This window comes from Vibrio sp. MEBiC08052 (assembly GCF_001506075.1).
Taxonomy (GTDB): domain Bacteria; phylum Pseudomonadota; class Gammaproteobacteria; order Enterobacterales; family Vibrionaceae; genus Vibrio.
The window spans coordinates 2,522,626-2,548,283 of record NZ_KQ947475.1 but is presented as its reverse complement, the minus strand read 5'-3'; the positions used below and the strand labels follow the sequence as shown (position 1 = coordinate 2,548,283).

At 45.2% G+C, this 25,658-nt stretch carries 25 protein-coding genes; 22 read left to right on the top strand and 3 right to left on the bottom strand.

Annotated elements, in window-relative coordinates; all coding sequences use genetic code 11:
* Nucleotides 1-19: 19 nt before the first annotated feature.
* The 13 genes from gpt to pgpA all read left to right on the top strand — a co-directional run bounded on the left by gpt (nt 20) and on the right by pgpA (nt 11,045).
* Complete coding sequence (gene gpt / locus VRK_RS11125) at nt 20-484, top strand: xanthine phosphoribosyltransferase (protein WP_059121432.1); 465 nt, start codon at nt 20-22, stop codon at nt 482-484.
* A gap of 98 nt (nt 485-582) precedes the next feature.
* Nucleotides 583-1,827, top strand: a complete 1,245-nt coding sequence (gene frsA / locus VRK_RS11120; RefSeq protein ID WP_059121431.1) for an esterase FrsA — start codon at nt 583-585, stop codon at nt 1,825-1,827.
* A gap of 84 nt (nt 1,828-1,911) precedes the next feature.
* The gene (gene crl / locus VRK_RS11115) at nt 1,912-2,304 is read left to right on the top strand and encodes a sigma factor-binding protein Crl (protein WP_059121430.1); all 393 of its coding nucleotides are present in this window, start codon (nt 1,912-1,914) and stop codon (nt 2,302-2,304) included.
* Nucleotides 2,305-2,422: 118 nt separating this feature from the next.
* Nucleotides 2,423-3,562, top strand: coding sequence for a glutamate 5-kinase (proB, locus tag VRK_RS11110; RefSeq protein WP_059121429.1), 1,140 nt, complete (start codon nt 2,423-2,425; stop codon nt 3,560-3,562).
* A 14-nt stretch (nt 3,563-3,576) separates the two neighbouring features.
* Nucleotides 3,577-4,827 (top strand): glutamate-5-semialdehyde dehydrogenase, encoded by a 1,251-nt coding sequence (locus VRK_RS11105; RefSeq protein ID WP_059121428.1) that lies wholly within the window; start codon nt 3,577-3,579, stop codon nt 4,825-4,827.
* 111 nt (nt 4,828-4,938) lie between these two features.
* A complete protein-coding gene (gene nrdR, locus VRK_RS11100) occupies nt 4,939-5,388 on the top strand; it encodes a transcriptional regulator NrdR (protein WP_059121427.1) in 450 nt (149 codons plus the stop codon).
* 12 nt (nt 5,389-5,400) lie between these two features.
* Nucleotides 5,401-6,516: a bifunctional diaminohydroxyphosphoribosylaminopyrimidine deaminase/5-amino-6-(5-phosphoribosylamino)uracil reductase RibD gene (gene ribD / locus VRK_RS11095; protein WP_059121426.1), complete on the top strand. Its 1,116-nt coding sequence runs from the start codon at nt 5,401-5,403 to the stop codon at nt 6,514-6,516.
* A 16-nt stretch (nt 6,517-6,532) separates the two neighbouring features.
* Nucleotides 6,533-7,192: a riboflavin synthase gene (locus VRK_RS11090; RefSeq protein ID WP_059121425.1), complete on the top strand. Its 660-nt coding sequence runs from the start codon at nt 6,533-6,535 to the stop codon at nt 7,190-7,192.
* Nucleotides 7,193-7,273: 81 nt separating this feature from the next.
* Nucleotides 7,274-8,383, top strand: coding sequence for a bifunctional 3,4-dihydroxy-2-butanone-4-phosphate synthase/GTP cyclohydrolase II (gene ribBA, locus VRK_RS11085; protein WP_059121424.1), 1,110 nt, complete (start codon nt 7,274-7,276; stop codon nt 8,381-8,383).
* 139 nt (nt 8,384-8,522) lie between these two features.
* A complete protein-coding gene (gene ribH / locus VRK_RS11080) occupies nt 8,523-8,993 on the top strand; it encodes a 6,7-dimethyl-8-ribityllumazine synthase (RefSeq protein ID WP_059121423.1) in 471 nt (156 codons plus the stop codon).
* Nucleotides 8,993-9,460, top strand: a complete 468-nt coding sequence (gene nusB / locus VRK_RS11075) for a transcription antitermination factor NusB (RefSeq protein WP_059121422.1) — start codon at nt 8,993-8,995, stop codon at nt 9,458-9,460. Before ribH ends, nusB begins: the two co-directional genes overlap by 1 nt.
* A gap of 100 nt (nt 9,461-9,560) precedes the next feature.
* Nucleotides 9,561-10,538, top strand: coding sequence for a thiamine-phosphate kinase (gene thiL / locus VRK_RS11070; protein ID WP_059121421.1), 978 nt, complete (start codon nt 9,561-9,563; stop codon nt 10,536-10,538).
* The gene (gene pgpA / locus VRK_RS11065; RefSeq protein ID WP_443083425.1) at nt 10,539-11,045 is read left to right on the top strand and encodes a phosphatidylglycerophosphatase A; all 507 of its coding nucleotides are present in this window, start codon (nt 10,539-10,541) and stop codon (nt 11,043-11,045) included.
* 47 nt (nt 11,046-11,092) lie between these two features.
* Here the strand turns inward: pgpA and VRK_RS11060 are convergent, their stop codons facing one another.
* From VRK_RS11060 to map, 3 genes are all read right to left on the bottom strand, one after another.
* Entirely contained in the window at nt 11,093-11,476 is a 384-nt protein-coding gene (locus tag VRK_RS11060; protein ID WP_059121419.1) for a DUF3461 family protein, read from the bottom strand.
* A gap of 141 nt (nt 11,477-11,617) precedes the next feature.
* Nucleotides 11,618-14,242, bottom strand: coding sequence for a bifunctional uridylyltransferase/uridylyl-removing protein GlnD (gene glnD, locus VRK_RS11055; protein WP_059121418.1), 2,625 nt, complete (start codon nt 14,240-14,242; stop codon nt 11,618-11,620).
* Between the two features lie 212 nt (nt 14,243-14,454).
* Entirely contained in the window at nt 14,455-15,297 is an 843-nt protein-coding gene (gene map / locus VRK_RS11050; RefSeq protein WP_059121417.1) for a type I methionyl aminopeptidase, read from the bottom strand.
* Between the two features lie 360 nt (nt 15,298-15,657).
* Here map and rpsB point away from each other — a divergent pair, with 360 nt between their 5' ends.
* The 9 genes from rpsB to bamA all read left to right on the top strand — a co-directional run bounded on the left by rpsB (nt 15,658) and on the right by bamA (nt 25,657).
* On the top strand, nt 15,658-16,389 hold the full coding sequence (rpsB, locus tag VRK_RS11045) for a 30S ribosomal protein S2 (RefSeq protein WP_059121416.1): 732 nt from the start codon (nt 15,658-15,660) through the stop codon (nt 16,387-16,389).
* Between the two features lie 130 nt (nt 16,390-16,519).
* Nucleotides 16,520-17,362, top strand: coding sequence for a translation elongation factor Ts (gene tsf / locus VRK_RS11040; RefSeq protein WP_059121415.1), 843 nt, complete (start codon nt 16,520-16,522; stop codon nt 17,360-17,362).
* Nucleotides 17,363-17,524: 162 nt separating this feature from the next.
* Nucleotides 17,525-18,262 carry a UMP kinase gene (pyrH, locus tag VRK_RS11035; protein ID WP_059121414.1) on the top strand — a complete coding sequence of 246 codons (738 nt, stop codon included), beginning with the start codon at nt 17,525-17,527 and terminating at the stop codon, nt 18,260-18,262.
* A 34-nt stretch (nt 18,263-18,296) separates the two neighbouring features.
* Nucleotides 18,297-18,854 (top strand): ribosome recycling factor, encoded by a 558-nt coding sequence (gene frr / locus VRK_RS11030; RefSeq protein ID WP_059121413.1) that lies wholly within the window; start codon nt 18,297-18,299, stop codon nt 18,852-18,854.
* Nucleotides 18,855-18,945: 91 nt separating this feature from the next.
* The gene (uppS, locus tag VRK_RS11025) at nt 18,946-19,701 is read left to right on the top strand and encodes a polyprenyl diphosphate synthase (RefSeq protein ID WP_059121412.1); all 756 of its coding nucleotides are present in this window, start codon (nt 18,946-18,948) and stop codon (nt 19,699-19,701) included.
* Between the two features lie 11 nt (nt 19,702-19,712).
* Nucleotides 19,713-20,555 (top strand): phosphatidate cytidylyltransferase, encoded by an 843-nt coding sequence (locus tag VRK_RS11020; RefSeq protein WP_059121411.1) that lies wholly within the window; start codon nt 19,713-19,715, stop codon nt 20,553-20,555.
* Between the two features lie 63 nt (nt 20,556-20,618).
* Nucleotides 20,619-21,830 (top strand): 1-deoxy-D-xylulose-5-phosphate reductoisomerase, encoded by a 1,212-nt coding sequence (gene ispC / locus VRK_RS11015; protein ID WP_059121410.1) that lies wholly within the window; start codon nt 20,619-20,621, stop codon nt 21,828-21,830.
* A complete protein-coding gene (rseP, locus tag VRK_RS11010; protein ID WP_059121409.1) occupies nt 21,827-23,185 on the top strand; it encodes a sigma E protease regulator RseP in 1,359 nt (452 codons plus the stop codon). The genes ispC and rseP overlap by 4 nt, the downstream gene beginning before the upstream one ends.
* A 51-nt stretch (nt 23,186-23,236) precedes the next feature.
* Nucleotides 23,237-25,657 carry an outer membrane protein assembly factor BamA gene (bamA, locus tag VRK_RS11005; protein WP_059121408.1) on the top strand — a complete coding sequence of 807 codons (2,421 nt, stop codon included), beginning with the start codon at nt 23,237-23,239 and terminating at the stop codon, nt 25,655-25,657.
* The last annotated feature ends 1 nt before the right edge of the window (nt 25,658 follow it).

The following is a 25,658-nucleotide window of genomic DNA, read 5'->3' as shown; positions in this document are numbered from 1 at the left end:
AAAAATTGGATAGAAAACAATGAGCAAAAGATTCCTGATTACATGGGATAATATGCAGATGTATTGTCGTCAGCTTGCCGAGCGCCAAATGCCCGCAGAACAGTGGAAAGGTCTGATTGGGGTGAGTCGCGGTGGACTTGTGCCAGCAGCAATTCTTGCCCGAGAATTGGGTATTCGTTACGTCGATACTATCTGTATTTCTAGTTATGACCATGATCATCAGCGCGATATGAACGTGCTTAAAGCACCTGAACATGATGGTGAAGGGTATTTGATTGTCGATGATTTGGTAGATAGCGGTGATACAGCACGTAAAATTCGCGAGTTGTATCCAAAAGCTAAACTTGTGACTGTGTGTGCCAAGCCAGCCGGTAAAGATTTAGTCGACGAATACATCGTTGATGTCGCTCAGGATACATGGATTGAACAACCTTGGGATACTGTACTATCCTATGTTGAGCCAGTGAATCGTAAGCTGAAATAGATCTGTTCGTATGAATTGATGCTAATTTGAGAAAATGGTCCTGTTACGGACCATTTTTTTTTGATGAATTTAAACATTTTCCGAAGTGGTCCCGATTTATGCCTAAGAGTAACAAGAACAGTGAAAACCTTTCTGAGCGATTATTTGACAATCATAAACAGGCTAAAGAAACCTCGGCATTGACCCAATACATGTCAAGCAGCCAAGGATTTGTGGCTCAGAAAATTGAGGGTGCTTGGTATCGGACATTAAGGCGAATGCAATGGGCATGGCAGGGTATTGATTCGATTGATCAGGAAGAAGTATTAGCGCGGATCGCATCTTCATTGCACTCCAGAACCGTCGATAAATGGCTGGATACGGTGATGGGATATCGGCAAGGAAACTGGGCTTATGAATGGAATAAATTAGGTGTCCGTTATCAGCACGAGTCCGATCAGCTTGAGGGCGAGGCTGCGGCCGAGCGAATGTTTACCGCTTCCTTATGTTTTAGTATTGCTGGATACCCACATCTTAAGAATGACACGCTTGCCATCCAGGCTCAGGCATTGGCAAACACCGCCTATACGGAAGCTGCAAAACGTTCTGGATACATTGTGAAACAGTTGGAGTTTCCGTATAAGAACAAGAAAATTGTTGCTCATTTGCATTTATCGCATACGGAGCGCCCTCAGCCAGTTGTCATTGTAACGGCCGGTCTGGATAGTCTGCAAACCGATATGTGGCGCTTATTCCGAGATTATCTGGCGCAGAGGGATATTGCAATGTTGACGGTTGATATGCCGTCCATTGGGTATAATTCGCAATGGCCTTTAACCGAAGATACCTCCGTTCTCCACCAAGCCGTTCTTAATCAGCTTGCTCGTTTACCTTGGGTCGATCACCACCGGGTCGGATTAATTGGTTTTCGTTTCGGCGGCAATGCGATGATCCGGCTGTCATTTGTTGAGTCCAGTAAAATCAGAGCCTGTATCTCTTTGGGGGCTCCAGTGCATGATATTTTGTCTTCTCCTGAAAAACTAAAACGGATGCCGAAGATGTATCTGGATGTACTGGCATCCCGATTAGGAAAAAGCGTGGTCGATATTGACAGTTTATCAATGCAGTTGCGGGCGTGGTCACTCAAAGCCCAAGGATTTCTTGTCGGTAGAAAGACAAAAACACCCATTCTGGCCTTGGGATTGGAAGGCGATCCGGTATCGCCTTATTCAGATAACCAACTAGTTGCATCCTATAGCGTTGGTGGTCGGGCAAAAGAGATTAAGTCAAAGACATTATTTCACGGATATGAGCAAGCCCTCGATTTGGCGATAAACTGGCTCGAAGATGAACTGATTCAGTGACTTTTTGTGCTATTTTATTTACTAGATATGCGCTTTGTTGAACTTTTAGAGTGACATGCAATTCTGTAAAAAAGGAGTGCTGAAATGCCAGAATTGAGTAAGGAACCAACCCATCACCGATTAAATGCAGCCTTTAGATTGTTAGGTCCATATTTGAGAGAAGAACAATATCAGAGTGGAACTTACCTGTTTGATTGTCTGGCCGTTTGTGTCAATGATAAAAAATCACCGGAAGTGAGGGAGTTTTGGGGGTGGTGGATGTCATTATCACACTCGAATGAACAGCTGTTCGAAGCAAAATATGCGATTGGTCGATATGATCGCGCCGGAAATTGGGTCCTTGAAGAGCCTCAACCTCAGGCACTAGAAGAAGTTCATCGAACTCAAAAAGCGTTCCACGCGAAGCTGGAAACGTTACTCAAAGATCAATTTGGTTGTGAGCTAGCCACCTGTGATCCACTTTTGGTCGATAAATAGTTCTCATCTTATTTTCTCATTCTGTTAAAAAAGGTGCAGCAGCACCTTTTTCTACTTGTGAATTGCCCTTTTGATTGCTAAAAAGAATCTCTCCTTTTCTACTTAGATCGTATGATTGATGATGGCGATAGAACAACCTGAAAAAGAACGACAATCAAAAACAATTATTATCAAGTTGGGAACCAGTGTCCTGACTGGCGGAACGCTAGCGCTTGACCGGGCACAAATGGTAGAGCTTGTCCGGCAGTGTGCTGAGTTGAAGCGTCAGGGACATGCCGTTGTTTTAGTTTCTTCCGGGGCGATTGCTGCCGGAAGGGAGCACCTCGGCTATCCGGCATTACCGAATACGATCGCAAGTAAGCAGTTACTGGCAGCCGTTGGTCAAAGCCAGCTTATCCAGACTTGGGAGTCTCTATTCTCGATTTATGGTCTCAAAATTGGTCAGATGTTACTGACCCGTGCCGATTTAGAAGATCGTGAACGTTTTTTAAATGCACGAGATACCGTGAATTCGTTGATAGCGCATGACATTATCCCGATAGTGAATGAAAACGATGCTGTGGCAACCGTTGAAATTAAAGTCGGCGATAATGACAATTTATCCGCGTTGGTCGGAATATTATGTGGTGCCGATAAGCTACTGCTTTTAACGGATCAAAAAGGATTATTTACGGCTGACCCGCGCAAGGATCCGAATGCTGAGTTGATTCGAGAAGTCAAAAAAATTGATGACACGCTGCGGAAAATTGCAGGGGGAAGCGGCACGACACTCGGAACCGGCGGTATGGCAACCAAGTTGCAAGCCGCAGATATTGCTCGTCGAGCCGGTATTGAAGTAATTGTTGCTTCTGGGCGGGCCCCGAATGTGATTGCGGATTCATTGAGCGAACATCCTCAAGGCACTCGATTCTTACCGCTGGAAGAAGCGTTGGAAAATCGCAAACGTTGGATTCTGGCAGGGCCTGCTGCATCCGGTGAGATTATGATTGATGATGGTGCCGTGAACGCGGTTGTTTCTCAGGGAAGTAGTTTACTGGCAAAAGGGATCATCGCAATTTACGGTGTGTTTTCCCGGGGCGATGTGGCAATCATTCTCAATCAGTCAAGGCAGGTCATTGCCCGGGGGATTTCTTCGTATTCCAGTCAGGATCTGGAGATCATTCAGGGCAAACATAGTAAAGAAATTCATGAACTGTTGGGGCATGATTATGGTTCCGAAGTGGTACATCGGGATGATATGGTTGTGATTCAGGAATAAAAAGGAAGAATAGCGTGGACCTAATATTGATGGGAAAAGCCGCTAAAGAAGCCGCTTTTCAATTATCAACCGCCACAACGGCACAGAAAAATCGAGCTTTAACCATCATTGCCGATGAGCTGGAAGCGAATCGCGATGCAATTTTGGCTGCGAATGCACAGGATATTGAGCTGGGGCGTCAGTCGGGATTGAGTGATGCTTTGTTGGATCGGTTATTACTCAATACCGAGCGTTTAGCCGGCATTGCCAGTGATGTACGCAATGTGGTTGGTTTACAGGACCCAGTTGGACGAGAAATGGATAGCCGTATTCTGGAAAATGGGATGTCTCTTTCTCGTCGTCGTGTGCCATTAGGGGTTGTTGGTGTTATTTATGAAGCGCGACCCAATGTCACGATTGATATTGCCGCGTTATGTTTGAAAACCGGTAATGCCAGTATATTACGAGGTGGCAAAGAAACGTTTAACTCGAATATGGCACTGGTCAAAGTTATTCAATCATCATTGGAAAAAGCCGGATTACCAGCCGCATCCGTTCAATATATTGAGAATCCGGAACGAGCACTGGTCAGCGAGCTACTGAAGCTGGATCAATACGTCGATATGATTATTCCACGCGGTGGTGCCGGGCTACACAAAATGTGTCAGGAAAATAGCACCATTCCGGTAATTATCGGTGGATTTGGTATCAGCCATATGTTTATCGACGACAGTGCTGACCTGAACCGCTCTCTGGATGTGATTGAAAATGCGAAAGTGCAGCGTCCATCGGCTTGTAATGCATTGGATACACTATTGGTTCATGAGCAGATTGCCGCTGAGTTTTTACCATTGTTGGCTCAGCGTTTGAGTGAACAGGTGACTTTTGTTGCTGATGCATCAGCGCAGGCGGGGCTGGCGGGTGCAGTATCTCTGAGAGCTGCTCAGGATGGTGATTTTGATACGGAGTGGCTGAGTTATACGCTTGGTGTGAAAGTGGTTAATAATATCGATCAAGCCATTCAACATATGCGTGAGCATCATGCCAGTCACTCGGATGCGATTATGACCAATCGGCTCGATCATGCTGAACAATTTATCAATGCTGTCGATTCTGCCGCGGTGTATGTCAATGCTTCAACGCGTTTTACTGACGGTGCTCAGTTTGGTTTAGGTGCCGAAGTCGCTGTTTCAACGCAAAAATTACATGCCCGGGGACCGATGGGGCTTGAAGAACTCACCAGTTATAAGTGGGTCGGCCGGGCTGATTATTTATCCAGAAGTTGATATTTTCAGATGAATCAAATGGATTGTGTGATAAGCGGGCATTTCTGCCCCTTTTCCTTTCCCTCCTGTGAGCAATTCCGTTAAACTCACTCTCATTGGAGTGGAGGTGTTATGCATTGTCCTTTTTGTTCGGAAAATGATACGAAAGTGATCGATTCGCGTTTGGTTGCCGATGGACACCAAGTGCGTCGGCGCCGACAGTGTCTGGCTTGTCATGAGCGGTTTACCACATTTGAAACCGCAGAACTTGTGATGCCCAGAGTGATTAAGTCAAATGGTAATCGTGAACCGTTTGATGAGGATAAAATGATCAATGGTATGCTGAGGGCGTTGGAAAAACGGCCGGTCAGTGCTGATGCCATTGACCTATCCATCAGCACGATTAAGTCGCGGCTGCGGGCGACGGGTGAGCGAGAAGTTCCTAGTGATTTGATTGGTAACTTAGTGATGGAACAGTTGAAAGAACTTGATAAAGTCGCATACATTCGTTTCGCCTCGGTTTACCGGAGCTTCGAAGATATTCGGGAATTTGGTGAAGAAATTGCCAGACTGGAAGACTAGAAGGCTGTATTGATGAGTGTTTTTAGCGCGTTTGACTATCAAATGATGTCAAGAGCGATCGCGTTAGCAAAGCAAGGCGTTTACACCACAACCCCAAATCCGAATGTTGGCTGTGTTTTAGTCAAAGCTGGTCAAGTCGTGGGGGAAGGTTATCATGTGCAGGCCGGTGGACCTCATGCGGAAGTTCATGCGTTGCGGCAGGCTGGCGCGCAAGCACAAGGCGCAACGGCCTACGTTACACTGGAGCCTTGTTCCCACTATGGTCGAACACCCCCCTGTGCTGAAGGTTTGATTCAGGCTGGGGTGGTGAAAGTCATTTGTGCGATGCAAGACCCAAACCCGCAAGTAGCCGGCCGTGGTATTGCGATGCTGCAAGCCGCAGGAATTGAAGTCCTGACTGGATTACTGGAAGCCGATTCAAACGCACTCAATCCTGCTTTCCTCAAACGAATGAGAACCGGGATGCCATGGGTTCAGTTGAAAATGGCGGCCAGCCTTGACGGACAGACTGCTTTAGCAAACGGCGCCAGTCAATGGATCACATCGCCGCAAGCTCGGGCCGACGTGCAAAAGTTTCGGGCCAGAGCCAGTGCAATTTTGTCAACCAGCCAAACGGTTATTGCGGATGATGCAGCCCTGACAGTTCGGCGTCATGCGCTTCCTGAGTCGGTTTATCAGACTTATCCATTGGCTGATATCCGTCAACCGACACGAATCATTTTGGATCGGCATCACCGCTTACATGCCGAACTGAAGCTGTATGATGGCGACGGGGCCGTGTTGACGGTGGGGCAGAACGACGCAGATATTTGTGTCGCTGTTGACTCAACAGGTAAGCTCGATCTTCGTTCTCTGTTACGTCAGTTAGCTGACAAGCATCAAGTGAATCATCTTTGGGTTGAAGCGGGTGCGACACTCTCTCAGGCATTGCTGTCACAGCAGTTAGTTGATGAAATTATTCTCTATCTGGCTCCGAAATTAATGGGTAGTGACGGACGAGGATTGTTTGGTCAGTTTGGTTTCGAATCGATGCAAGATGTATTGCAGCTCGATATCTCTGATGTGGTTCGGGTTGGCCCCGACATTCGTATGACTGTGATACCGCAGTATCATTCTCCCAAAGTATAAATATAAGAGTAACATCATGTTTACTGGTATTGTTGAATCTATCGGGACTCTCACAGCGATTACCCCGAAAGGTGAAGATGTTTCCATTCAGGTCGAAGTCGGTTCTCTGGATATGTCCGATGTAAAACTGGGTGACAGCATTGCGACTAACGGTGTCTGCCTGACGGTTGTGGCCCGGACTGCGAGAAGTTATACCGCAGATTTGTCTCTGGAAACACTCAATAAGTCGAGTTTTGCCCACGCCCAAGTGGGAGACCGCGTCAATCTGGAAAAGGCAATGTTACCGACCACTCGTTTTGGCGGACACATTGTCTCCGGTCATGTCGATGGGGTTGGTGAGATTATTGAGCGTGCTCAGGTTGGTCGAGCGATAGAGTTTTGGATTGCTTTACCGGAAGACATTTGTCGTTACGTGGCGGAAAAAGGTTCAATCACTGTCGATGGGATCAGCCTGACGGTCAATGCATTACGCCACAATGCTTTTAAACTGACGATCATTCCCCATACGTCGTCAGAAACCACCATTCATGCATTCCGGGTTGGACGACAAGTGAATCTTGAAGTCGATGTAATGGCTCGCTATCTGGAGCGATTACTGAGTGCCGGAGCCACTGAAAAGCGTGAACAGAACTCTTCCATGACACTCGAATTTTTGCAACAAAATGGTTTTGCTTGAATGATGACCATTTGTTGTTTGAGATTGCATTGAAGCATCATACAGAACAATAGACTAAATTCAGTACCGAGGATAAAAACGATGGCAATTAGCACCCCCCAAGAAATTATCGAAGATATTCGTCAGGGTAAAATAGTTATCCTGATGGACGATGAAGATCGCGAAAATGAAGGTGATATGATTATTGCCGCTGAGCATATTACACCAGAAGCGATTAATTTTATGGCAACGCATGGGCGGGGACTGATTTGTCTGACGATGACCAAAGAGCGGTGTCAGCGTTTGGGACTGGGTCCGATGGTACAAGATAATAACGCCCAGTTTACCACTAATTTTACGGTTTCGATTGAAGCTGCCGAAGGTGTCACCACCGGTATTTCAGCCGGTGATCGTGCCCGGACTGTTCAGGCTGCGGTTGCGCCAGATGCGAAGGCTTCTGATCTCGTTCAGCCGGGTCATATCTTCCCACTTGCAGCTCAGGATGGTGGCGTATTGACTCGCGCCGGACATACTGAAGCTGGATGTGATTTGGCAAGATTAGCCGGTTTGGAACCAGCTTCGGTGATTGTCGAAATTCTTAAAGAAGACGGTAGCATGGCAAGACGTCCCGATTTGGAAGTCTTTGCTGAGAAACACCAAATTAAGCTAGGGACGGTTGCCGACCTGATTGAATACCGGAACAACACGGAAACAACCATTGAGCGTGTTGCGACGTGTCAGTTGCCAACCGCTTATGGGGAATTCGATTTAATCACTTATCGTGATGTGATCGATAATCAGGTTCACTATGCACTGGTAAAAGAGCAAGAGAGTCAGGATGTTCCTCTGGTCCGTGTTCACTTGATTAACACATTCACGGATGTACTTCATAGTGATCGAAATGCTGATCGGAGTTGGAGTATTGAAGATGCGATGAAACGCATTAGTGCTGAAGGCGGTGTGCTAGTTCTGCTCGGCAATGAAGAGTCTCCGGAACTGATTATTCATCGGGTCAAAATGTTTGAGTTACAGGATAAAGGTGAAGCCCCTGCGATGGCGAAAAAACAAGGGACTTCCCGCCGTGTCGGTGTCGGTTCGCAGATCCTTGCTGACTTGGGAGTCACAGATATGAAGCTGCTCTCGTCTGCGAATAAAAAATATCATGCATTGGGTGGATTTGGACTGAATGTTGTGGAGTATGTCAGCCAGTAAGTCATCCGAGGGGAAGATGCTCGGATAAAAACAGGGAATCTGTTTCCGGGCGTCTTCAGAAATACCATTAGAAATTAATGATGGAACTATGCTAGAATCCGCCGATTCTCGCTGATGAACAGAGTTTTAAGGAAAGTTTATGAAAGTGATTGAGGGAGGTTTCCCGGCACCTCACGCGAAAATTGCGATTGTCATTTCACGGTTTAATAGTTTTATTAATGAAAGTTTACTTTCCGGTGCAATTGACACGTTGAAACGTCATGGTCAGGTAAGTGATGAGAATATTACGGTTGTTCGTTGTCCGGGTGCTGTTGAACTGCCACTTATTGCGCAGAGAGTCGCAAAAACTGGTCAGTTTGATGCGATCGTCTCTCTTGGGACGGTGATCCGAGGTGGTACGCCACACTTTGACTATGTTTGTAATGAGTGTAATAAAGGCTTAGCTCAAGTTTCTCTCGAGTATAGCTTGCCTGTCGCTTTTGGCGTATTGACGGTTGATACTATCGATCAAGCGATTGAACGCGCAGGAACCAAGGCTGGTAATAAAGGTGCAGAGGCTGCACTGAGCGCACTTGAAATGATTAATGTTCTTTCTGCAATTGATTCCTAATGGGGGCTCATGTGAAACCAGCCGCACGTCGTAATGCACGCCAGTTTGCTTTACAGGCTATTTATTCTTGGCAAATTACCCGTGAAAATGTCTCAACGATTGAGGCTCAGTTTCTCTCTAGTGATAAGTATGATGATGAAGAGCATCGCGCAACGGAGCCAGCACTTCGTGCGCCTGAAACTGATGTTGAGTATTTTCGTGATTTGCTCGCCGGTGTCGTGTTAAACCACACTGAGCTGGATAGCAAAATTCGTCCTTATGCTTCACGTCCGATGCAAGATCTGGATATGATGGAACTTGCTTTGCTTCGTTTGGCGATGTATGAGATGACGCGTCGCGAAGATGTGCCTTATAAGGTCGTGATCAATGAAGCGATTGAATTAGCAAAATCTTTTGCAGCAGAAGATAGCCATAAATTTGTCAATGGTGTGCTGGATAAAGCGGCACCTCATGTTCGTAAGAAATAAGTGTCCGCAAGAAGTAAAAAGCGATTAAAATAAGAAGGTCAGCGAGAGCTGACCTTTTTTATGTGCATGATTTACATGTCTCCATATTCAGGAAAAATTTATGACTGGTGAATTTCGTTTAATTGATCGTTTCTTTAAGCAACGACAAACACAGCGTAAAGATGTTCAGCTTGGTATTGGCGATGATTGCGCGATTGTAAAAGTACCCGAGCAAGTCCGGCTTGCGATCAGTACAGATACGATGGTATCTGGAACCCATTTTCTTCCTGAGGCCGATCCGGCCTGGATCGCACACAAAGCCCTTGTCTCTAATTTAAGTGATTTGGCTGCGATGGGGGCAACTCCGGCATGGTGTACGCTGGCTTTAACATTACCTGAAACGGATATAGCGTGGTTGAGTCGATTTTGTGATGCCTTTTTTGAGTTGGCAAGTTACTACAATATTCAATTGATCGGTGGTGACACCACCCGAGGACCGTTGAGTATCACGCTGACGGTACATGGTTTCGTGCCGGAAGCGCAGGCGCTGACTCGACATGGAGCAAAGGTCGGAGACTGGATTTATGTCACAGGCACGCTGGGAGATAGTAAAGCTGGATTAGAGCTGATTTTATCTGCGAAGCAAAACCTTGATAACGTGAGCCGGGAGCTCGAAAAGCGTCACTACTTTGCGACCCCCAGAATTCTTGCCGGACAATCATTATTAACACAGGCATCGGCTGCGATTGATATATCTGATGGCTTGATTGCTGATATACAACATATTCTGACTGGTTCAGGGGTGGGGGCCAGCATTGATGTCAGTCGTTTACCTATTTCCGAAGCGCTGTTACAGCATTTGGGGGGCGATAGGGTCAAAGCACAACAGTATGCGTTAACCAGTGGCGAAGAGTATGAACTCTGTTTTACTGTCTCGGAGGAGAATAAAGGTTCATTAGTAAGTGCGCTTTCTCATTGTGATACACCGCTGACTTGCATTGGACAAATTCGGTCTCAAGGACAATGGGAATTACATCATGAAGGCAATCCCTTATCGTGGGAGTTGGCAGGTTATGACCATTTTCAGCAGGAGAAGTAATTGATGAAACCCACAGAACGGCTGCATCTTGATAACCCTTGGCATTTGCTGGCGACAGGATTTGGCAGTGGTTTATCCCCGGTCATTCCCGGTACAATGGGAACGCTGGCCGCAATTCCATTTTATCTATTGCTGTCTCAACTGCCATTTGGAATATATCTGGCTGTGACTCTCTTTGCTGCATTGATCGGTATAAAGATTTGTCAGCAGGCTTCAGATGATATGAATGTTCACGATCATGGTTCGATTGTCTGGGATGAATTTGTCGGTTTTTGGATCACCATGTTAATTGTTCCCTATATGGTTCAGGGGAGCGGTGAGTGGTCATGGATCATCCTCGGTTTTGTGTTATTTCGCTTTTTCGATATGGTTAAACCATGGCCGATTCGCTGGCTCGACCAGCATGTCGCAGGGGGATTCGGCATCATGATTGATGATGTGCTTGCCGGTGTGATGGCTGGGGTTGTGCTTACTGGGATCGGTTTTGGCAGCGGATGGTTTGGCTGAGATACGGTTGTGGTGAAAAGGAGGTTCCCAAGCGGGAACCTCATATATCATTTTAATTTCATTAAATCATTTTCAATTTCGTGGATCTTACTGGTCACTACTTTTTCCAGATGGCGCAGATCACTAAGTATTTTTTCTTTCAGATCTTGTTCGGAGAGTTGTTCTGGGGTTGTGATGTGGTTGAGCTCATCAATAACTAATGTGAGATTACGACTGATTTCGGTGACCTCTTTGTACTGGTGACTACCACTATCGACCAGCACATTTTTCACTTGTCTCGGGTACTTAAACTTGACACTCTTCGCAAACAGTTCTCCTTTTTGTTTCCGAAAATAAATCTTCAGCACATCTTTCAGGGCTTCCTGACGGACTGTGTAGCGTTCTATCTGGGTGGGATCATTAATTCCCAGATTGCTGAGGTGTGGGAACATAGGCTATCTCTCTGATGACTAGTGATAATATCAATGTATCAGCCTCTTATCGGTTGAGATAGCGTATGTTCCTATTTTGCATTGAAAGTTGTGGAATAGATCGCTCTATTGATACCCGGTTTGGGATGATGCTGATACCACTTAATGTGGCATTAGCGCATCCACGTTCTCGATTAAAACCTGTCTCAGATTTTCCTGCTCTTCCATGCTCAGTTTGCCATGTGTGGTACTGGTAATGATGAATAAGTCTTCAGCTCTTTCACCGATAGTCGTGATTTTGGCTCCGTGAATATCGAATCCCAGCTCTGAAAATGTTGCACCGACGGTCGCGAGTAATCCGGGCATATCCAGTGCCACAAATTCAACAAGTGTACGTTTTTTACTCTTGGTCGGCAGAAAATCGACCTGTGTTTTAACCGTGAAATGTTTTAAGTTACTGGGCGTCCTGCGGGTTTTATGCAGGGCAGGCGTTCCTTGTTCGATGGCTCGGCGGAGATGAGACGTCAGTGTTTGATGGCGCTCTGTATCAATGGTATCTCCATTTTGATCCAGCACCATGAATGTATCGAGCGCGTAACCATCTTTGCTGGTCATTATCTGAGCGTCATGAACATTCAGGCCTTTGCGGTCGAGTTCAGCGACAACCGTGGCAAACAGTGCATGTTGATCTTTGGTATAAACAAAAATTTCCGTGCCACCACGCGTGGCTTTTTTGCTGATTAAGATCAGCGGTTCATCTGGTGCTTGGTGGCGTAACATATGCGTGCAATGCCAAGCGATTTGCTTATGTGTGTGGCGTAAGAAATAGTCTGCTTTGAAACGTTGCCATAACGAATCAATTTCTTGCAGGCTGAACCCTTCTTTTCTTAATAAAGCTGAAGAAAGTTGCTGGTTGTGGCGGATTCGCTCTCTGACATCCACCGGATTCTCCAGACCTCTGCGGAGTGCCCGCTGCGTCGAATAAAACAGCTCTGCCAGTAAGGTTCTTTTCCAACTGTTCCACAATTCTGGATTTGTTGCACAGATATCCGCAACGGTCAGGCAGACGAGAAATTCAAGATACTCTTCATCACGAACCGTTTTGGCAAACTCGATAATCACTTCTGGATCATAAATATCGCGTCGTTGGGCTGTCACCGACATCAGTAAGTGATTTTGGACCAACCATGATACCAATTTTGCCTCGGGCTTGGATAAACCGTGTTCAATACAGAAATCATAGGCTTCTACCGCCCCGATTTCTGAATGGTCACCGCCTCGTCCTTTACCGATATCATGGAAGATGGCGGCGAGAATCAGTAACTCTTTCTTTTGCAGACGGGGGTAGACTTCACAGCAGATCGGGTGGTGTTCATGATTTTTGGGGTCACTGAAAATCCGGATATGTTTTAGCAAACGAATACTGTGTTCATCGACAGTATAAACATGAAAGAGGTCGAACTGCATTTGTCCGACAATGTGACTCCATTGCGGCAGATACGCAGATAAGACACCATGACGATGCATCAGACTGAAAGCTTTGGTCAGGGCATTCGGATGCCGGACCAGTTCCATGAACTTTTCTCGTGCTAAAGGCAGGGTGTGTAAAAAGTAGCTGAGTCGGCGGCGGGCTGTTCTGAGCTGTCTCATGGTCGTCGGGGCCACACCTTCAATCTGAGAATCGTTCGCGATGTGGATAAACATATCCAGAATCGTTTCCGGATGGTGTTGGAACAGCCCTTCGGTTCGGAGTTCTATGAGGTTGCCCCGTTTTTGAAAATGCTGATTGAGAATTGTCGGCAGAAGAGATTCGTCTTCATCGAGAATCGCCTGATCAAAGAGTTTGAGTAACATTTTATTGAGTTCTGCGACCCGTCTAAGCGTGCGGTAAAACTCTTTCATCATCATCTCAACAGCATGGTTGCCTTCTCCCTGAAAACCAAGATGTTGTGCGACTTGAGCCTGATGGGCAAACGTCAGGCGATTATCGTAGCGTTTGAGTTCCAGATGCAGCGCAAAACGAATCCGCCATAAGAACTCCTGGCATTCTGCCAGCTCTCGGTATTCAGCATCGGTGAGAAAACCGTGACTACTCATTTCAAACAGTGAGGTCGCACCGAAATGTCGTCTGGCTATCCAACTGAGCGTATGGATGTCTCTCAATCCACCAGGTGTCGATTTGATATCGGGTTCCAGATTGTAGGTCGTATCGTGATAACGGGCATGACGCGCTTTCTGTTCTTCAACCTTGGCTCGGTAGAATGTCTCTGTCGGCCAGAACGATTCCGATAGAATGATCAGTTTGAGTTGATGATATATCTCTTCACAACCGGCAAGCCTTCTGGCTTCCTGCAGGTTGGTGGCGACGGTTAAATCTTCACGGCCAATCAGACTGCACTCTTCAATTGTCCTGACGGCGTGACCGACTTCAAGTTTTAAATCCCAGAGCAGTGTGATGAATTTACTGATTTGGGTCTGAACTTGAGCCGGAAGCTTTTGTTTGGAAAGAATTAAAATATCAATATCTGACAACGGATGAAGTTCTTTTCTGCCATAACCGCCCACAGCAATCAGCGTGAGGGCTTCGATCTGATGGAAATTGTAAAACTGCCATAAACGTTGCAGTAATTGATCCATGTATTCTGCCCGGCCATAAACCAGATCCGGTACTGAATGAGCATTGAGAAACTGTTGTTTTTGCTCATCAGCAAACATTTCCAGCTGATTTTTCAGCGATTCGAGCGTCAGTTGTTCATCTTGTAGTGTAAGTGGGGATTGAACATGCATATTAGTAGCATCCATGCGACATACATCTTAATTGTGAATATGAATTTATCAAAGATACATGCAGAAACCTACCTTTTCCCTGTGCGTCCAATAGGAAAAAACAGCCATGAAGCGAATCTATATCGTCTTGAGTGGTAAATCGTATCGCTTCTTAGCGAGTGAAAGGTGCCTGCAATGCCAGAGAGCATCGCGACATGCAGGCTGATTTTGATTTAGAGATTGTTTAAATAACGGGGAATTGTTTCGTCTTTGCGTAAGGTGAGCACTTCACAACCTGTATCGGTGACGAGTAGTGTATGTTCCCACTGTGCTGAGTTTTTGCAATCTGCGGTATAGACCGTCCACCCGTCCTCTTCGTCCAGACGGCAGCTAAACTTACCCGCATTTATCATCGGCTCGATGGTAAATGTCATCCCCGCTTGAAGTACAGTTCGGTCACTGTTTTTATAGTGCACAACCTGTGGTTCCTCATGGAATCCGGCCCCGATACCGTGACCACAGTAATCTTTCACAATCGAAAACTTCATCCGTGGGTTATTTTTATTGTTCGTTTTGATGTATTTTTCGATCGCGGTGCCGATTTCACCCAGCCGAATTCCGGGTTTCACGATTTTCATCGCCAAATAAAGGCTTTCTTGTGCCACCATACACAAGCGCTTATCTGCCGGAGAGACATCTCCGACCAAAAACATTCTGGAAGTATCGCCGTGATATCCATCTTTAATGACGGTGATGTCAATGTTGATGATATCACCGTCTTTCAGGACCGCGGGGCGCTGAATCTGACCATAGGTACTATCTTCAGTTGCCGGAATACCATGACAGACAACATGATTGATGGACGTACAAATGGATTTTGTGAAGCCATGATAGTTGAGCGGAGCCGGAATAGCCTGTTGGGTTTCTGTGATGTACCGATGGCAGATTTGATCCAGCTCTTCTGTCGTTACACCGGGTTTGACGTGGGGTTCAATCATTTCGAGTACATCTGCCGCAAGCTGGCCGGCAACACGCATCTTTTCAATTTCTTCTGCGGTTTTTATATTTACAGACATCGGTAATCTCTATTTTTTTGATATGCACTGTATCGTGCTGATAGCTTATTTTAACAATCGCAGGCTGGAGCGCAAGCGAGCAACATCAATGCAACATGATAAACCTGAATATTAAGCGGTGATGCCTACGGGGATGATATTTTTTTCTAGCCAGTAAGCAGCAAAATATGATATAAAGCGCGCCGGAATGACAGACTCGATTCCTATCTCACACAAGAGATATGAGTCTATTTGCATTTCTTCCATTTACTTCTTTAAATCACACACATTTCGACACGTGTTCCGGGGTGCCTTGGCTGAAAAGCTCAAAGGTCGGATGCATGGGAGATGTGGAGGCCTAACCCCATAGAGGATGAAAATATGGCAACTGTATCAATGCGCGATATGCTAAAAGCTGGTGTTCACTTCGGTCACCAAACTCGTTACTGGAATCCAAAAATGAAGCCTTTCATTTTCGGTGCTCGTAACCGTGTTCATATCATTAACCTAGAAAAAACTGTTCCTATGTTCAACGAAGCGCTGGCTGAGCTGGCAAAAATCGGTGAGAAAAAAGGAAAAGTTCTGTTTGTAGGAACAAAGCGCGCTGCATCTGAATCTGTCAAAGAAGCTGCATTAGCAAGCAACCAATACTATGTTAACAATCGCTGGTTAGGCGGCATGCTAACCAACTGGAAAACCGTTCGTCAGTCAATCAAGCGTCTGAAAGACCTTGAAGCTCAATCAACAGACGGTACTTTCGATAAGCTGACCAAGAAAGAAGCTCTGATGCGTACTCGCGAAATGGAGAAGCTAGAGAAATCTCTTGGTGGTATCAAAGATATGGGTGGTTTACCAGACGCTCTGTTCATCATCGATGCTGATCACGAGCACATCGCAGTTAAAGAAGCGAACAATCTGGGTATCCCTGTATTCGCAGTCGTTGATACGAACTCTAACCCAGATGGTGTTGACTATATTATCCCAGGTAACGATGATGCAATCCGTGCAGTTCAACTTTATCTGAATGCTGCTGCTTCATCTATCAGCGAAGGCCGTAACAAAGATGTTGTTGTTGCTGTTGCTGAAAAAGATGGTTTCGTAGAAGCTGAATAATTGCGGCTCTGAGTCACACTTAGTCCGATGTGCAACATCTGTGACATATCGACTAGGTTATAGTTAACATTGGGGGCCGCAAACTGGCCCCTAATTTTTACCATATCCAGAATCAATCGAGGAATAGAGAATGGCTGTTACTGCTGCTCTAGTAAAAGAACTGCGCGAGCGTACTGGCGCAGGTATGATGGAATGTAAGAAAGCGCTTGTTGAAACAGACGGCGATATTGAACTTGCAATCGAAAACATGCGTAAAAGTGGTGCTGCTAAAGCTGCTAAAAAAGCAGGTAACCTAGCAGCTGAAGGCGCGATCATTATCAAAGAAGGTGAAGGCATTGCCGCTCTTATAGAAGTGAACTGCCAAACTGACTTTGTCGCGAAAGATGAAAACTTTGGCGCATTTGCTAATGAAGTTGCTGCTGAAGCGCTTGCTTCTAAAGCATCTGTAGAAGAACTACAGGCTAAATTTGAAGACACACGCGTTGCACTGGTTGCAAAAATCGGTGAGAACGTCACTATCCGTCGTGTTCAGTATATTAAAGGTTCAGCGATGGCGTCTTATCGTCACGGTGAGAAAATTGGTGTTGTTGTTGCCGGTGAAGGCGACGCTGAAACACTTAAGCACATCGCAATGCATGTTGCTGCATCTCGCCCTGAATATGTAACACCTGATGATGTACCTGCTAACGTTGTTGCGAAAGAGCGTGAAGTTCAAGTTGAAATCGCGATGAATGAAGGTAAGCCAAAAGAAATCGCAGAGAAAATGGTTGAAGGCCGGATGAAGAAATTCACAGGCGAAGTTTCTCTGACTGGTCAGCCTTTCGTGATGGAACCTAAGAAATCTGTCGGCGAAATTCTGAAAGAAAAAGGTGCTTCTGTTTCTGCGTTTGTCCGTCTTGAAGTCGGTGAAGGCATTGAAAAGAAAGAAAGCCTAAGTTTTGCTGAAGAAGTTGCACTGGCTCAGAAAGGTTAATTTCTGATTCGTGAAGCGATTAAAAGGACCGTGGCTATTGCTACGGTCTTTTCACGAATGAAACCATCATTAATTGTGATGAATATGTGTTTATAATTATCTGCAAGCATCTATTCATGACCATTAATCGATGAATAACTTTCTTGAGAAGGTAAAAACACCATGACAACGAATCCGAAACCTGCATATCAACGTATTTTGTTAAAACTCAGTGGTGAAGCTCTGCAAGGTGAGCAAGGCTTTGGTATTGATCCGACCGTGCTTGATCGGATGGCTCAGGAAGTGAAAGAACTGGTTGAGTTAGGCGTTCAGGTCGGTGTTGTGATTGGTGGCGGAAATCTATTTCGTGGCGAAGGACTCGCCAAAGCAGGGATGAATCGTGTTGTCGGTGACCATATGGGGATGTTGGCAACCGTCATGAATGGACTGGCAATGCGTGATGCACTGCATCGAGCTTATGTCAATGCACGAGTCATGTCTGCAATTCCATTGAATGGTGTGTGTGATGATTATAACTGGGCCAATGCGATCAGTCAGCTGCGTCAGGGACGCGTGGTGATCTTTTCAGCAGGAACCGGGAATCCTTTCTTTACAACCGATTCTGCTGCATGTTTACGTGGTATTGAGATTGAAGCTGACGTTGTGCTCAAAGCGACAAAAGTTGATGGTGTTTATAGTGCTGATCCGGTAGCAAACCCTGATGCAGAACTGTATGATAGGCTGACTTATAACGATGTCCTTGAAAAGGAACTACGGGTCATGGACTTGGCGGCTTTTACGCTCGCCAGAGATCATCAAATGCCAATCCGAGTCTTTAATATGAATAAACCTGGAGCTCTGCGTCGAATTGTGATGGGTGAAGCTGAAGGGACACTCATAAACAACAAGGCTTCATTGTAATCTTTATAGGTTGAGTAAGAATTAAGGTGATAATGTGATTAATGAAATCAAAAAAGACGCTCAAGAGAGAATGGATAAGAGCGTAGACGCGCTCAAAAGTAACCTATCTAAAGTTCGTACAGGACGAGCCCATCCTAGTTTGCTTTCTGGTATTTCCGTAGAATACTATGGCGCACCGACACCATTGAATCAGGTTGCGAACGTCATTGCCGAAGACTCAAGAACACTTGCGATTACTGTTTTTGACAAAGAATTGGCACCGAAGGTAGAAAAAGCCATTATGATGTCTGACTTGGGATTAAATCCAATGTCTGCCGGTACTGTCATCCGCGTACCACTGCCAGCGTTGACGGAAGAACGTCGTCGTGATTTGGTTAAAATTGTTCGCGGAGAAGCAGAAGGCGGACGAGTTGCGGTACGTAACATTCGTCGTGACGCAAACAATGAGCTGAAAAATTTATTGAAAGATAAAGAAATTTCAGAAGATGAAGAGCATAAAGCCCAAGATGACATCCAAAAACTGACTGATGCTGCTGTGAAGAATATCGATGAAGTTCTTGCTGCAAAAGAAAAAGAGTTGATGGAAGTTTAATTGGTCTTTCCATATATAATTGAGGCGCTGAGCGAAGCCAGTACAGCGCCTTTTTGTTTGAAATATTTTATTGAAAATCAATTCGTTTCTTATGCAAAAATCACAACTCTCGTCTGACGCACTTCCCCAACATATTGCTATTATTATGGATGGTAATGGACGATGGGCCAAAGCTAGGGGAAAACCGAGAGTTTTTGGACATAAAAATGGTGTCAAAGCGGTAAGAAAAACGATAACGACTGCAGCCCAACTCGGCATTCAGGCGGTGACTTTGTTTGCTTTTAGCAGCGAAAATTGGCGGCGACCTGAAGATGAAGTCGGGGTACTGATGGAGTTGTTTATTACAGCTTTGTCTACAGAAGCAAAGAAACTTCACAAAAATAATCTTCGATTACGAGTCATTGGTGATACCTCTCGCTTTAATTCTCGCTTACAGGATAAAATTGCTCAGACAGAAATGTTGACGGCTAAGAATACCGGGATGGTCGTGAATATTGCAGCAAACTATGGTGGGCAATGGGACATTACTCAAGCCGCAAGGCAAGTCGCTGAAAGAGTCGCGACAGGGGAACTGACACCAGCCGATATTACCGAAAGTATACTGGCTCAACATCTAACGATGTCCGATTTACCAAATGTTGATTTGTTAATTAGAACGAGTGGTGAGTGCCGGATCAGTAATTTTATGTTGTGGCAGCTCGCTTACGCTGAGTTATATTTCACACCGACTTTCTGGCCTGATTTTAATGAAGAAAGCTTAATTGAAGCAATGACTTGGTTTGTAAATCGTGAACGACGTTTCGGGTGTACCGGTGAACAAATTAAAGCAATGATGGATAAGAGATAAAGGTTCAGGATTTGAAGCTGAGAATTATTACCGCCTTGGTGTTGGCTCCCCTAGTCGTATTAGGGATTTTTAAATTACCGTTGAGTATTTTCATCGCTGTATTGGCTCTGTTAGCGCTATTTGGTTTTTGGGAATGGACACAATTTATTAGTTTAGATGCCCGTCTTATTTCGCTGCTGCCTGCTGTCTTCATCGGCGGTTTGAGTCTGTGGTGTTTGCCTGAGAATTTTTCGATGAGTCACACTCTTCCGCTTCCGTATCAAGTCCTTTTGTGGAGTGGCTTTCTATGGTGGGTTGTTGCAAGCTATCTTGCTGTTTCTTATCCAAAATCTCGACCACTCTGGGAATATTCAAAAGGACTCAAACATCTGTTTGGGTTACTCACACTCATTCCATTCTTCTGGAGTGTTTTACTGTTAAGAACAGAAGAACTATCGGTTGATCCGTACCACGGTGCAAAGTTGGTTCTCTTTGTCTGTATGATTGTTTGGGTGGCAGATAGTGCTGCTTATTTTTCTGGCCGATTTTTTGGCAAGCATAAAATGGCGCCAGAAGTTAGTCCGAATAAAACCATCGAAGGTTTAATCGGTGGGGTCGTGGCTGCATGTCTTGTCGCTTTTGGATTGGTTGAATGGTTTGAATTGCATTTCTCAAGTACCAGCATGATGTTAGTGACAATTTTATTGACGGTTATTTTCTCGGTACTCGGTGACTTGGTCGAGAGTATGTTTAAGCGTGTCGCAGGAATCAAAGACAGTAGTCATCTTATTCCCGGGCATGGTGGTATTTTAGATCGCATTGATAGTTTGACTGCCGCATTCCCTGTATTTGCATTCCTGTACTTTCAGGTGTAGTAGATCGCTGGTGCAGTTCGGGTTTTGCAATGATGTCCCAAAAAGAGTGATACGATTTTTTTTATGCGTAAATTAACCATTTTAGGAGCTACAGGATCCATTGGTGCCAGTACACTTCGGGTCATGGAAAAAAATCCCGAACGATTCTCTGTCGTTGCCTTAGTTGCCGGCAGTGATGTTGAGAAAATGTACCAATTGTGTTGTCGTTGGCAACCACAATATGCGGTGATGGCATCGGAGTCGGCGGCTCAGCAACTGAAGCTGCGTTTGCAGTCAGACTCAGTGAAGACTGAAGTGTTGTCAGGCATACAGGCCATGTGTGATGTTGCAGCACTTGATGATGTTGATACCGTGATGTCTGCGATTGTAGGCGCAGCCGGATTACTGCCGACGATGGCTGCGATTAAAGCTGGGAAGCGGGTATTACTGGCTAATAAAGAAGCCTTAGTGATGTCCGGCCAGTTATTTATCAACGCTGTTGAAGAGTATGGTGCTCAGTTACTTCCTGTTGATAGTGAGCATAATGCGATTTTTCAATCACTTCCACCGGACTGTCAGCAAGTTTTGGGACGGTGCAATCTGGCTGAAAGTGGTATATCTCATCTCTTGTTAACGGGCTCCGGCGGGCCATTTCGTTATACACCGATTAATACTCTTTCAGATGTTACTCCGGAGCAGGCCATTGCTCATCCTAATTGGTCTATGGGGCCTAAGATTTCTGTTGATTCAGCCACAATGATGAATAAAGGGCTTGAGTATATTGAAGCGAAATGGTTATTTAATACTTCGCGCGATCAGCTTAAGGTCCTTATTCATCCTCAGTCAGTGATTCATTCCATGGTTCAGTATCGTGATGGGAGTGTGATTGCTCAGATGGGAGAACCTGACATGGCAACACCAATTGCTTATGTGATGGGTTATCCTGAACAGCGACTTTCGTCGGGCGTTGCACCACTGGATTTCTCTCAGTTGAGCGAGCTGACATTCATGCAGGCTGATATGGAGCGTTATCCTTGTTTGCAGTTGGCGATTGATGCTTGTTACGAGGGGCAACACGCGACGACATCGCTGAATGCCGCGAATGAAATTGCTGTTGCAGCATTTTTAAATCGCAGGATTTGTTTTACAGACATAGCCGTGATTAATGAGCGCGTTTTGTCAAAAATGTGTGCAACAGCGAGCGCCTCTTCTGTCATGGATTTGGAATCTCTGCTGGAGCTCGATAAGATAGCGCGACAATCGGCACAGCAATTAGTCAAAGAGTATTCGTTATGAACAGTATTCTGTGGAACTTCATTTCATTCATTCTGGCATTGGGCATACTGGTTGCCGTGCATGAATTTGGTCATTTTTGGGTTGCACGGCGTTGCGGGGTCAAGGTCGAGAAATTTTCAATTGGTTTCGGGCGTTCTATTTGGCGTCGAATCGCAAAAGATGGAACCGAATATAGCATCTCAGTGATCCCGTTGGGGGGATATGTGAAGATGCTTGATAGTCGTGTTGCTGATGTCCCTGAACACTTGCTACATCTGGCCTTTGACCAGAAAAGTTTATGGAGACGGACCGCAATTGTTGCCGCTGGCCCAGTCTTTAATTTTCTATTTGCAGTTTTCGCCTATTGGGCTGTGTATTGTATTGGCATTCCTGCAGTAAAACCGGTGGTTGGTGAAGTTGCGCCCACTTCGATTGTCGCGGATGCCGGATTACGTTCCGGCATGGAAATTCAGTCGGTATCTGGTGTGGAAACCGGGGACTGGGAATCAGTCAATATGGCGTTTATTTCCCATATTGGCGATACACAAATGACACTCACAGTTCGTGAACCGGATGATATTGGCCATCAGGAAATTTTGCATCTTGATCTGTCAGCATGGAACTTTGACCCAGAAAAAGAGTCTCCAATGAAGGCGCTTGGTTTTAAACCATATTCACCGAAGGTCTCAACAGTTTTGCAACAAGTGATTGACGAAGGTGCAGGTGCTGTCGCCGGATTAACAAAAGATGATAAGATTGTTGCTATCAATGGTAAAGAGGTGTCTTCGTGGCAACAGTTGGTTCAGTCGGTACAGAACAGTCCGAATGAAGCTCTGGATCTGTCTGTATTAAGAGATGGACAACATCTTGATATCACACTAATTCCGAATGCTAAGATATTATCTGATGGGCGAACCATCGGTTTTGCGGGCATCTCTCCAATGGTGGATGAGTGGCCGATAAATTATCGTTATAATTTACAGTACGGTGTTTTTGAAGCCATTCCCAAGTCTGTTGAGAAAACGGGGCAAGTGATTCATCTGACCCTCAGCATGTTGAAAAAACTGTTGGTTGGTGATGTCGGACTGAATAATTTAAGCGGGCCGATTTCAATTGCGAAAGGTGCCGGAACAACGGCAGAATATGGATTAGTTTATTTCTTAGGATTCTTGGCATTAATTAGTATTAATTTGGGAATCATCAATTTAGTGCCGCTTCCGATGCTGGATGGGGGACATCTGATGTTTTTTGCAATTGAGGCGGTTACCAGACATCCTGTTCCGGAAAAGGTTCAAGAGATTGGGTACCGAATCGGTGGTGCAATTATATTTTCACTCATGGCAATCGCCATGTTTAATGATTTTACACGCCTGTGATGAATCTGCATTGATTAGGCATGGTTGTACAAAGGAATAATTAGAATAACGATGGCGATAAAAAAGCTTATCCTGACAACAGCGCTTGTCAGCAGTATGTCTGTTTACGGTGCCGAGCGGTTTGTTGTTCAGGACATTCAAGTTGATGGATTGCAACGTGTCACGCTTGGTGCTGCATTATTGAAAATGCCGATTCGTGTCGGAGACACGGTTGGATCTCAGGACATTGCCGATTTAATCAAGGCTCTCTATTCATCCGGTAACTTTGAGAATATTCAGGTATTTCGGGATAAGGGAACGCTGGTCGTTAAAGTGAAAGAACGGCCAACGATTTCCAGTGTCTCTTTTTCAGGTAACAAGGCGATTAAAGATGAGCAGTTAACCGAAAACCTGAAAGCTTCAGGGGTTCGGGTAGGTGAAGCGCTTGATCGTACTGCACTGAGTAACATTGAAAAAGGTCTGGAAGATTTCTACTACAGTGTCGGGAAATACAATGCGACAGTAAAGGCGGTTGTCACACCGCTGCCACGTAATCGTGCCGATCTTAAATTTGTGTTTACCGAAGGCGTTTCTGCCAAGATTCAGCAGATCAATTTCATTGGTAATCATGTGTTCAGTGATGAAGAATTACTGGCACGTTTTGATCTGAATGCCGATGTCTCATGGTGGAACTTCTTATCTTCAGATAAATATCAAAAGCAAATCCTTGCTGGTGATTTGGAAAAACTCAAGTCATTTTATCTTGATCGCGGGTATCTGAAATTTCAGGTTGATTCGACTCAAGTCTCAATTTCTCCGGATAAGAAGGGGGTTTATATTACCCTCAACTTAAATGAAGGCCGGCCCTATACGGTTAAAAAAGTGACCTTCAGAGGTGATTTAATCGGCAAAGAAAAAGAGTTCGAGACGCTGGTACCTTTTGAAAAAGGAGATATCTACAAAGGTTCTTCTGTGACGGCAATGGAAAGCAACATCAAGAAAATCCTTGGTGAATCCGGCTATGCTTATCCGACAGTTCGAACCATCCCTGAGTTTGATGATGACAAGCAAGAAGTTTCTCTTGTGGTTCAGGTGTCTCCCGGAAAGCGGATTTACGTCCGAGATATTCGTTTTGTCGGCAATACGGTGACTAAAGATGAAGTCCTTCGCCGTGAAATGCGTCAGATGGAAGGTAGCTGGCTGAATTCTAAATCAATTGATGCCGGTAAAACCCGCTTGAATCGTCTGGGATTTTTCGAAACGGTTGATGTACAGACAGTTCGGGTTCCCGGCAGCGATGACCAGGTCGATCTCGTTTATAACGTCAAAGAAGCTAACTCAGGCAGTGTCAATTTTGGTATCGGTTATGGTACTGAATCTGGCATGAGTTTTCAGGTAGGATTGCAACAAGAAAACTTCTTGGGCACCGGAAACAGTGTCGGGATTACGACAACCATTAATGACTATCAGAAAAATGTCACTTTGAGTTATAACGACCCTTACTGGAATTTGGATGGCGTTAGCTTAGGGGGCAAGATCTTCTATAATGAATTTGAAGCGTCAGAAGCAGGGATTGTTGACTATACCAATGAAAGTTACGGAACCAATCTGACCTGGGGATTCCCTTACGATGAACTCAACCGTTTTGCGTTTGGTATCGGGTATACACATAACATGATTGGTAATCTGTCGCCTTATTTGCAGATTGAAAAATTCCTGATGTCTCAGGGCATCGACGCCAATACCGGGTCAACGGTTAATTTTGTCACTGATGATTTTGACCTTGATTTTACTTGGACACGTAACAATCTCGATAAAGGTTATTTCCCGACGGAAGGTAATTATCAGCGTGCTTCTTACAAGATTACGGTTCCGGGGTCTGATACTCAGTATTTCAAAGCCCAATATAACGTCAGACAATATATCCCTCTGACAAAACAGCATGATTTTACCTTGTTGCTCAGAGGAAGACTGGGTTACGGGAATGGGTACGGGAAAAATGGTGATAACGATAACCTCTACCCATTTTATGAGAACTTTTATGCAGGTGGATTCTCCACTTTGCGAGGATTCAGTTCAAATTCAGCCGGCCCTCGAGCCGTATTTAAAAGCTTTGCCGATAGTAACAATGGTACCCTGACGGCGACCAATAAATCGGCTGGTGGTAATGCGATGATGCAAGCCAGCGCTGAGTTGATTGTGCCGACCCCGTTTGTATCAGAAGAGGCTCAGAATCAGGTTCGAACCAGTGTCTTCTATGATATGGCGAGTGTTTGGGATACTGAGTTTAATTATCATGATCGCGGTTCAGATTATGGTAATGCATACTATTACGATTATTCTGATCCGACGAAGTACCGATCGTCGTATGGGGCAGCATTGCAATGGATGTCTCCTATGGGGCCACTTGTGTTTGCAATTGCCAAGCCGATTAAGAAATATGAAGGAGACGATGAAGAATTCTTCTCCTTCACGATAGGTAAAACTTTCTAAA

What these genes read in the sequence shown, in the direction of transcription:
- ispC (WP_059121410.1), top strand. Translation starts at nt 20,619, where the DNA reads ATGCGTAAATTAACCATTTTAGGAGCTACAGGATCCATTGGTGCCAGT.
- glnD (WP_059121418.1), bottom strand. Translation starts at nt 14,242, where the DNA reads ATGCATGTTCAATCCCCACTTACACTACAAGATGAACAACTGACGCTC.
- VRK_RS11060 (WP_059121419.1), bottom strand. Translation starts at nt 11,476, where the DNA reads ATGTTCCCACACCTCAGCAATCTGGGAATTAATGATCCCACCCAGATA.
- ribBA (WP_059121424.1), top strand. Translation starts at nt 7,274, where the DNA reads ATGGCAATTAGCACCCCCCAAGAAATTATCGAAGATATTCGTCAGGGT.
- rseP (WP_059121409.1), top strand. Translation starts at nt 21,827, where the DNA reads ATGAACAGTATTCTGTGGAACTTCATTTCATTCATTCTGGCATTGGGC.
- VRK_RS11090 (WP_059121425.1), top strand. Translation starts at nt 6,533, where the DNA reads ATGTTTACTGGTATTGTTGAATCTATCGGGACTCTCACAGCGATTACC.
- pyrH (WP_059121414.1), top strand. Translation starts at nt 17,525, where the DNA reads ATGACAACGAATCCGAAACCTGCATATCAACGTATTTTGTTAAAACTC.
- map (WP_059121417.1), bottom strand. Translation starts at nt 15,297, where the DNA reads ATGTCTGTAAATATAAAAACCGCAGAAGAAATTGAAAAGATGCGTGTT.
- ribH (WP_059121423.1), top strand. Translation starts at nt 8,523, where the DNA reads ATGAAAGTGATTGAGGGAGGTTTCCCGGCACCTCACGCGAAAATTGCG.
- tsf (WP_059121415.1), top strand. Translation starts at nt 16,520, where the DNA reads ATGGCTGTTACTGCTGCTCTAGTAAAAGAACTGCGCGAGCGTACTGGC.
- rpsB (WP_059121416.1), top strand. Translation starts at nt 15,658, where the DNA reads ATGGCAACTGTATCAATGCGCGATATGCTAAAAGCTGGTGTTCACTTC.
- bamA (WP_059121408.1), top strand. Translation starts at nt 23,237, where the DNA reads ATGGCGATAAAAAAGCTTATCCTGACAACAGCGCTTGTCAGCAGTATG.
- frsA (WP_059121431.1), top strand. Translation starts at nt 583, where the DNA reads ATGCCTAAGAGTAACAAGAACAGTGAAAACCTTTCTGAGCGATTATTT.
- thiL (WP_059121421.1), top strand. Translation starts at nt 9,561, where the DNA reads ATGACTGGTGAATTTCGTTTAATTGATCGTTTCTTTAAGCAACGACAA.
- nrdR (WP_059121427.1), top strand. Translation starts at nt 4,939, where the DNA reads ATGCATTGTCCTTTTTGTTCGGAAAATGATACGAAAGTGATCGATTCG.
- proB (WP_059121429.1), top strand. Translation starts at nt 2,423, where the DNA reads ATGATGGCGATAGAACAACCTGAAAAAGAACGACAATCAAAAACAATT.
- uppS (WP_059121412.1), top strand. Translation starts at nt 18,946, where the DNA reads ATGCAAAAATCACAACTCTCGTCTGACGCACTTCCCCAACATATTGCT.
- crl (WP_059121430.1), top strand. Translation starts at nt 1,912, where the DNA reads ATGCCAGAATTGAGTAAGGAACCAACCCATCACCGATTAAATGCAGCC.
- gpt (WP_059121432.1), top strand. Translation starts at nt 20, where the DNA reads ATGAGCAAAAGATTCCTGATTACATGGGATAATATGCAGATGTATTGT.
- nusB (WP_059121422.1), top strand. Translation starts at nt 8,993, where the DNA reads ATGGGGGCTCATGTGAAACCAGCCGCACGTCGTAATGCACGCCAGTTT.
- ribD (WP_059121426.1), top strand. Translation starts at nt 5,401, where the DNA reads ATGAGTGTTTTTAGCGCGTTTGACTATCAAATGATGTCAAGAGCGATC.